Source organism: Nocardiopsis sp. TRM 82005 (assembly GCF_056312425.1).
Genome location: NZ_JBWDTQ010000035.1, coordinates 59333 through 65666, shown reverse-complemented (window position 1 = coordinate 65666; position 6334 = coordinate 59333). Strand labels below are relative to the sequence as shown.

The window sequence follows — 6334 nt, the reverse complement described above, 5'->3', positions numbered from 1 at the left end:
CGGGGACGGGGTGGAGGCGGACGGCTGGGCCCGGTTCCGTGAGCTGATGGAGCACTTCAGGCCCCGTTGACGAGGGCACCGGCGTGCTCGGGGCTCAGGCAGTGCTCGATCACCATGACGGCCGCGCCGACCACGCCCGCGCTCTCCCCCGCCACGGACGAGACGATGCTCAGGTGCTCGGTGGCCAGCGGCAGCGACCGCTGGTAGATGACCTCCCGGACGCCGGCGAGCAGGTGGTCCCCGGCCAGGGCGAGCGCCCCGCCGATGACGATGACCGACGGGTTGAACATGTTGACCGAGGCGGCCAGGACCTCGCCGATGTCGCGGCCCGCCTGGCGCAGCGCGCGCAGGGCGGGTACCGACCCGCCTCGGGAGAGCTCCACCACGTCGCGGGCCCCGCTGGCGGGCACGCCCTCGGCGATCAGGTCCGCGGCCAGGGCGGCGCCGCTGGCCACGGCCTCCAGGCAGCCGGTGTTGCCGCACCGGCAGGGCCGTTCGCCGCCGCTCGGGACGTGGATGTGCCCCATGTCCCCGGCGGCCCCCTGCGCCCCCCGGTAGACGCTTCCCTCGCTGATGATGCCGCAGCCGATGCCGGTGGCGACCTTGACGAACATCAGGTGGCTGGCCGAGGGCCAGGCGGTGTGGTGCTCCCCGATCGCCATGATGTTGACGTCGTTGTCCACCAGGACCGGCACGTTGAGCCGGCCGTGGACGTAGCCGGGGACGTCGAAGCCGTCCCACCCGGGCATGATCGGCGGGTTGACCGCGCGCCCGGTGGAGTGCTGGACCGGCCCCGGCAGGCCGATGCCCAGGCCGAGCAGTTCGTCCACCCCCCGCCGCGCGCCCTCCAGTAGGCCGCGCCCCCTCTCCACGACCCAGTCCAGGACGGGTCCGGGTCCCAGCGCGATGTCCAGGTCGGCGCGCTCCTCGGCGAGCACCGTCCCGGACATGTCGGTGAGGGCCAGCCAGGCGTGGGTGGCGCCCAGGTCGGCGGCCAGGACCACCCGGGCGTCGGGCCGGAACGAGAACGTCGTGGGCGGCCTGCCCCCGGTGGAGACGGCCTCGCCCGCCGGTCCGATGAGTCCGCTGGAGAGCAGGGCGTCCACGCGCTGGGTGACGGTCGAGCGGGCCAGGCCGGTGACGGAGGCCAGTTCCGAGCGGGTGCGCGGCTTTCCGTCGCGCAGGAGTCGGAGCAGGGTTCCCGCACCCGGTGCGGTGGTCGCAGCGACAGTCAAGCCGGGGCCCTCCGGGTGAGTCAGCGCGTCTTCCGTCATGCGAACAGTGAAGCACAGGATCTATTGACCGATCGGCATGGATCTATTGTTTTCGGAACTGACAACTTCTGCTTGACTGCCGACATAAGCCCGGCGTACCGTTCTGGGCATGTCAGTGAGAAAGGTCACAAGCCCGGACGAGGTGGCGGGCTCCGGGCCGACCGCCCCGAACGCCTACCGCGCAGCGGTGATCGGCACCGGCTTCATGGGTCGGGTCCACTCCCACGCCGTCCGCGCCACGGGCGGTGAGGTCGTCGGGGTCACGGGCTCCTCCCCCGACAAGGCCGAGCGGTTCCGGAGGGCCAACGGCATCGCCCGGGCCCACGCCGACGCCCTAGAACTCATCCACGGTGACGACGTGGACGTGGTCCACGTGTGCACCCCCAACCACCTGCACGCCCCGCTGAGCCTGGCCGCCCTGGCCGCCGGAAAGCACGTGGTGTGCGAGAAGCCCCTGGCCACCGACTCCGACACCGCACGCGAACTCGTCCGAGCCGCGGAGGAGGCCGACCGGGTCGCCGTCGTCCCCTTCGCCTACCGGTTCCACCCCATGGCCCGCGAGGCGCGCGCCCTGGTCGCCGCCGGCTCCATCGGCCGTGTCAGCCTCGCCCATGGCGGCTACCTCCAGGACTGGCTCCTGTACCCGGAGGAGGACAACTGGCGGGTCGACCCCTCCCGCGGCGGACCCACCCGCGCCTTCGGCGACATCGGCTCGCACTGGTGCGACATGCTGGAGTTCGTCACCGGCGACCGCATCACCTCGGTCAGCGCCCAGACCTCCCGCGTCAACGACACACGGGACGGCCGACCGGTGGCCACCGAGGACCTGGTGACCTTCCAGTTCGCCACGGCGGGCGGCGTGATCGGCAGCGCCGTCATCAGCCAGGTCTCCCCCGGCCGCAAGAACCAGCTGGTCCTGGAGGTCTCCGGAACCGAGGGGTCCCTGCTCTTCGACCAGGAACGGCCCGAGACCCTCTGGGCGGGCAGCCGGGGCCGCACCGCCACCATCACCCGCGACGACCCCGCGCTGAGCGCCGACGCGGCGCGCCTGGGCGCCGTCCCCGCGGGGCACCCGCAGGGCTATCAGGACTGCTTCAACGCACTGGTGTCCGACACCGGCGCCGCCGTCGCGGGACGGCCCCCCGAGGGCCTGCCCGTGTTCGCCGACGGCCTGCGCGCCGCCGTCCTGGCCGAGGCCGTGCTGGAGTCGGCCCGCGAGCGCCGCTGGGTCGACGTTCCGGAGGTGGACCGGGGATGACCGCCGACCCCCTGCTTCGGATGAACGGTGTCACCAAGTCCTTCCTGGGCGTGCGCGTGCTGCACGGCGTGGACCTGGAGCTGCGCCCCGGGGAGCTGCACGCGCTGGTCGGCGAGAACGGCGCGGGCAAGTCCACCCTGATGAAGGTGCTGGCCGGGGTGCACCGCGCGGACGGGGGGACCATCGAGCTGGCGGGAGGGCCCGTCTCCTTCGATCACCCCGTCCAGGCCCAGCGCGCGGGCGTGGCCACGGTCTTCCAGGAGTTCAACCTCCTGCCCGAGCGCACCGTCGCCGAGAACGTCTTCCTGGGCCGGGAGATCCGCCGCCGCGGGTTGGTGGACGGCCGGGCCATGGACCGGGCCGCCGCCGAGCTGCTCGCCGGGCTGGGCCTGGAGGGCATCTCCCCCCGCGCCAAGGTGCGCTCCCTGTCGGTGGCCGAACAGCAGGTGGTGGAGATCGTCAAGGCGCTCTCGCACGACGCGCGCATCATCTCCATGGACGAGCCGACCGCCGCGCTGGCCGACCACGAGGTGGAGGTGCTCTACCGGATCATCGGCCGCCTGCGCGAACGCGGTGTGGCGGTGCTGTACGTGTCACACCGCATGAGGGAGATCTTCGACCTGGCCGACACCATCACCGTCCTCAAGGACGGCCACCTCGTCGACACCGTCCCCGCCGACGGGATCAGTCCCGCCGAACTGGTTCGCAAGATGGTGGGCCGCCCGGTCTCGGCGGTCTTCCCCGACCGCCTGGAGCCGCACGGCGAGCACGTCGGGAAGGTCCGGCTGTCGGTCACCGGCGGCGGCAACACCCAGTTGGACGGGATCGGCTTCGAGGTACGCGGCGGCGAGATCCTGGGCCTGGGCGGGCTCCAGGGCAGCGGGCGCACCGAGATCGCCCACGCCCTCTTCGGCGTCGAGCGCCTCACCCGGGGCGAGATCGCCGTGGACGGCCGCCGGACCAGCCCGCGCTCGCCGCGCCGGGCCGTGCGCGCCGGACTGGTGCTGGTCACCGAGGACCGCAAGGCGCAGGGACTGGCGCTGAACCAGTCGGTGGCGGCCAACGGCCGCCTGGTCCTGGACGCGGTCTGGCCCCTCGGGTCGGCCCGGCGGGCCCGGCGGCTGCCCGGCGTCCTCTCCTCGGTGGAGCTGGTCGCGCGCGGCGGCCACGGCCAGGAGGTCCGGTACCTGTCCGGCGGCAACCAGCAGAAGGTGGTGCTGGCCAAGTGGCTGGCGGCCGAACCCGGCGTGATGGTGCTCGACGAACCCACCCGCGGCATCGACGTGGGTGCCAAGCAGGCCGTCTACCGGCTGATGCGCGAGCTGGCCGCGGCCGGTGTGGCGATCGTGCTCATCTCCTCCGAGCTACCCGAGCTGATCGGCATGTCCGACCGTCTGGTCGTGCTGCGGGACGGCCGGGTGGCGGGCGAGCTGCCCGGCGGGTCCAGTGAGGAGGCCGTCATGGCCATGGCCACCGGATCACCGCACGAGAGCGCGCCCGGCCCCGCCGACGACGCCCCCCGTACGCCGTCCACGTCCGGGGGCCCGCGTCCCGGTACCTCCTCCCCGAACCCCCCACCCGGTGGCGGAAGCGGCAGCTCCCCCGCACGACACGAGGAGGCCGCCCCGTGACGCCCCCGACCTCCGGCCTTCGAGACCTCGGCTCGCGTATGGGCCCCACCGGCCTGGTCTACCTCGCCCTGGTGCTGCTGCTCGCGCTCAGCGCGGCCTTCGTGGCCACGCGGGGCGGCAACCTGTTCACCACCGCAAACACCGTCGACCTGTTCACCCGCAGCAGCCTGCTGGGGTTCCTGGCCATCGGCCAGACCCTCGTCATCCTGTGCCGCTCCCTGGACCTGTCGGTGGGCTACGTCGCCGCGCTGTCCACCGTGGTCGCGGCCACCACCATGGCGGGCGATCCCTCACGCGTCGTACTCGGCGTGGGCGCGACGCTGGGCCTGGCCGGACTGATCGGCCTGGCCAACGGACTGGTGGTCACCAGGCTGCGGGTCAACCCCTTCATCGCCACCCTGGGGATGGGGCTGATCATCAAGGGCTACCTGGACACGAACTTCCAAGGCCCGGCCGGGTCGATCCCCGCCGCGTTCCAGGCCTTCGGCTACACGAGGATCGGCGTGCTGCCGGTCTCCGCCCTGGTCATGCTGGGCGTGGCCGTGGCGGCGGTGCTGTTCCTGCGGCGCACCCGGATGGGCTACCACATCTACGCCGTCGGCGGGGACGCCGAGGTCGCCCGCCTCTCCGGTGTCCGCTCCGGGGTGCCCACGGTCACCTCGCACGTGCTGTGCTCGGTCACGGCCGGTGCGGCCGGTCTTCTGCTGGCCGCGCGGTTCGGCACCGGCAGCGCCACGGTCTACGGCAACGGCTACGAACTGGAGGCCATCGCGGCCGTGGTGCTGGGCGGCACCTACCTGCTCGGCGGGCGCGGCGGCGTGGCCGGAACGGTCGCGGGGGTGTTCATCCTCGCCACGCTCGACACGGTGTTCAACGTGCTCTCGGTCGACCCGTTCGTCAAGGACGTGCTGCGCGGCGTGATCGTCATCGCCGCCGTGGCCGTCTACGCCCGCGGCCAGCACTCCCGCGCGGCCACGCGGGTGCGCTTCCCCTCCGGCGGCGCGTCACCGCCCGGCCGCGTTCCGCGGTCCGCACCGGCCCCTGAGGACGCCCCCGATCCGGATCCCGGATCCTCGCCACAACCCCTCGGAGGCCGCCGATGACCCCGAACCCCTCCCCGGGTCCGCGCCATGGCGGACCGAGTGCGCTGGCAGCGCTCACCGCGCTGGGCCGGGGCGGCACGGCCACCGTCGCCCTGCTGCTGGCGCTGATCTTCGCGGTCATCGCCACCCAGAACCCCTCGTTCTTCGAGGGCCCGCCGCTGATGGCCTTCGCCAAGAAGGCCGCGCCGCTGGTGATCCTGGCGATCGGCCAGTACCTGGTGATCGTCTCCGGCGAGTTCGACCTCTCGGTCGGGTCGCTGGTGGGCGCGCAGGTGGTGATCGCGGCACGGCTCATCGACGGCGAGGAGTCCATGACCCTGCCGGTGATCGGCGTCATGCTGGCCTTCGGCCTGGTGGTGGGGCTGGTCAACGGTCTGGTGACCACGCTGCTGCGGGTCCCCTCGATCATCACCACGCTCGGCACGATGCTGATCCTGTTCGGCGCCGTCCGCTACTGGACCGGCGGCGCGCCCACCGGAGCGCTCTCGGAGTCCTTCCGCGCCCCCGGGCGCGGCGGGATCGAGAACGTGCCCCTCCTGGGCCAGCTCCCGTGGGCCCTGGTCATCGCGCTGGTGCTGGCGGTGATCGCCGTGTCCCTCATGCGCTCGCCCTTCGGCCGGGCCCTCGTCGCGACGGGCGACAACGACGTCGCCGCCGCGTTCTCGGGGGTGCGGGTGTGGCGGGTGCGCACCATGGCCTTCGTGGGGTCCTCGCTGACGGCCACCGTCGCCGCCGTCCTCATCGGCGGGTTCGCCGGGGTCACCGCACAGGTGGGAGAGGGGCTGGAGTTCACCGCCATCACCGCCGTCGTGCTCGGCGGGGTGGTGCTGGGCGGCGGGCGCGGCACCGTGGTGGCCGCGGTCCTGGGCGCCCTGACGCTGGAGGCCCTGTTCACCCTGTTCAACCAGCTCTACCTTCCCTCGACGATCCAGCCGTCCGTGCAGGGGCTGATCATCATCGCCGCGGTGGCCTACGCCGCCCGCCGGGGCGACCTTCGACTGCCGGAGCGCCTGCGACGGCGGCCGGACCACACGACCGAGCAGCCGCTCGGCACTTCCAGGAGGTAAC

At 73.1% G+C, this 6334-nt stretch carries 5 protein-coding genes; 4 read left to right on the top strand and 1 reads right to left on the bottom strand.

Annotated features, from left to right (window positions below; translation table 11 throughout):
- Positions 1 to 56 precede the first annotated feature (56 nt).
- Complete coding sequence (locus AC0T5L_RS24530; protein WP_476167847.1) at positions 57 to 1274, bottom strand: ROK family transcriptional regulator; 1218 nt, start codon at positions 1272 to 1274, stop codon at positions 57 to 59.
- 115 nt (positions 1275 to 1389) lie between these two features.
- Here AC0T5L_RS24530 and AC0T5L_RS24525 point away from each other — a divergent pair, with 115 nt between their 5' ends.
- From AC0T5L_RS24525 to AC0T5L_RS24510, 4 genes are read left to right on the top strand one after another with little or no spacing between them, the layout of a single operon-like run.
- Positions 1390 to 2532, top strand: coding sequence for a Gfo/Idh/MocA family protein (locus AC0T5L_RS24525; protein ID WP_476167850.1), 1143 nt, complete (start codon positions 1390 to 1392; stop codon positions 2530 to 2532).
- Complete coding sequence (locus tag AC0T5L_RS24520; protein ID WP_476167846.1) at positions 2529 to 4163, top strand: sugar ABC transporter ATP-binding protein; 1635 nt, start codon at positions 2529 to 2531, stop codon at positions 4161 to 4163. The genes AC0T5L_RS24525 and AC0T5L_RS24520 overlap by 4 nt, the downstream gene beginning before the upstream one ends.
- Before the next feature lie 38 nt (positions 4164 to 4201).
- A complete protein-coding gene (locus AC0T5L_RS24515; RefSeq protein WP_476167849.1) occupies positions 4202 to 5266 on the top strand; it encodes an ABC transporter permease in 1065 nt (354 codons plus the stop codon).
- Entirely contained in the window at positions 5263 to 6333 is a 1071-nt protein-coding gene (locus tag AC0T5L_RS24510) for an ABC transporter permease (protein WP_476167845.1), read from the top strand. Before AC0T5L_RS24515 ends, AC0T5L_RS24510 begins: the two co-directional genes overlap by 4 nt.
- Position 6334 lies beyond the last annotated feature (1 nt).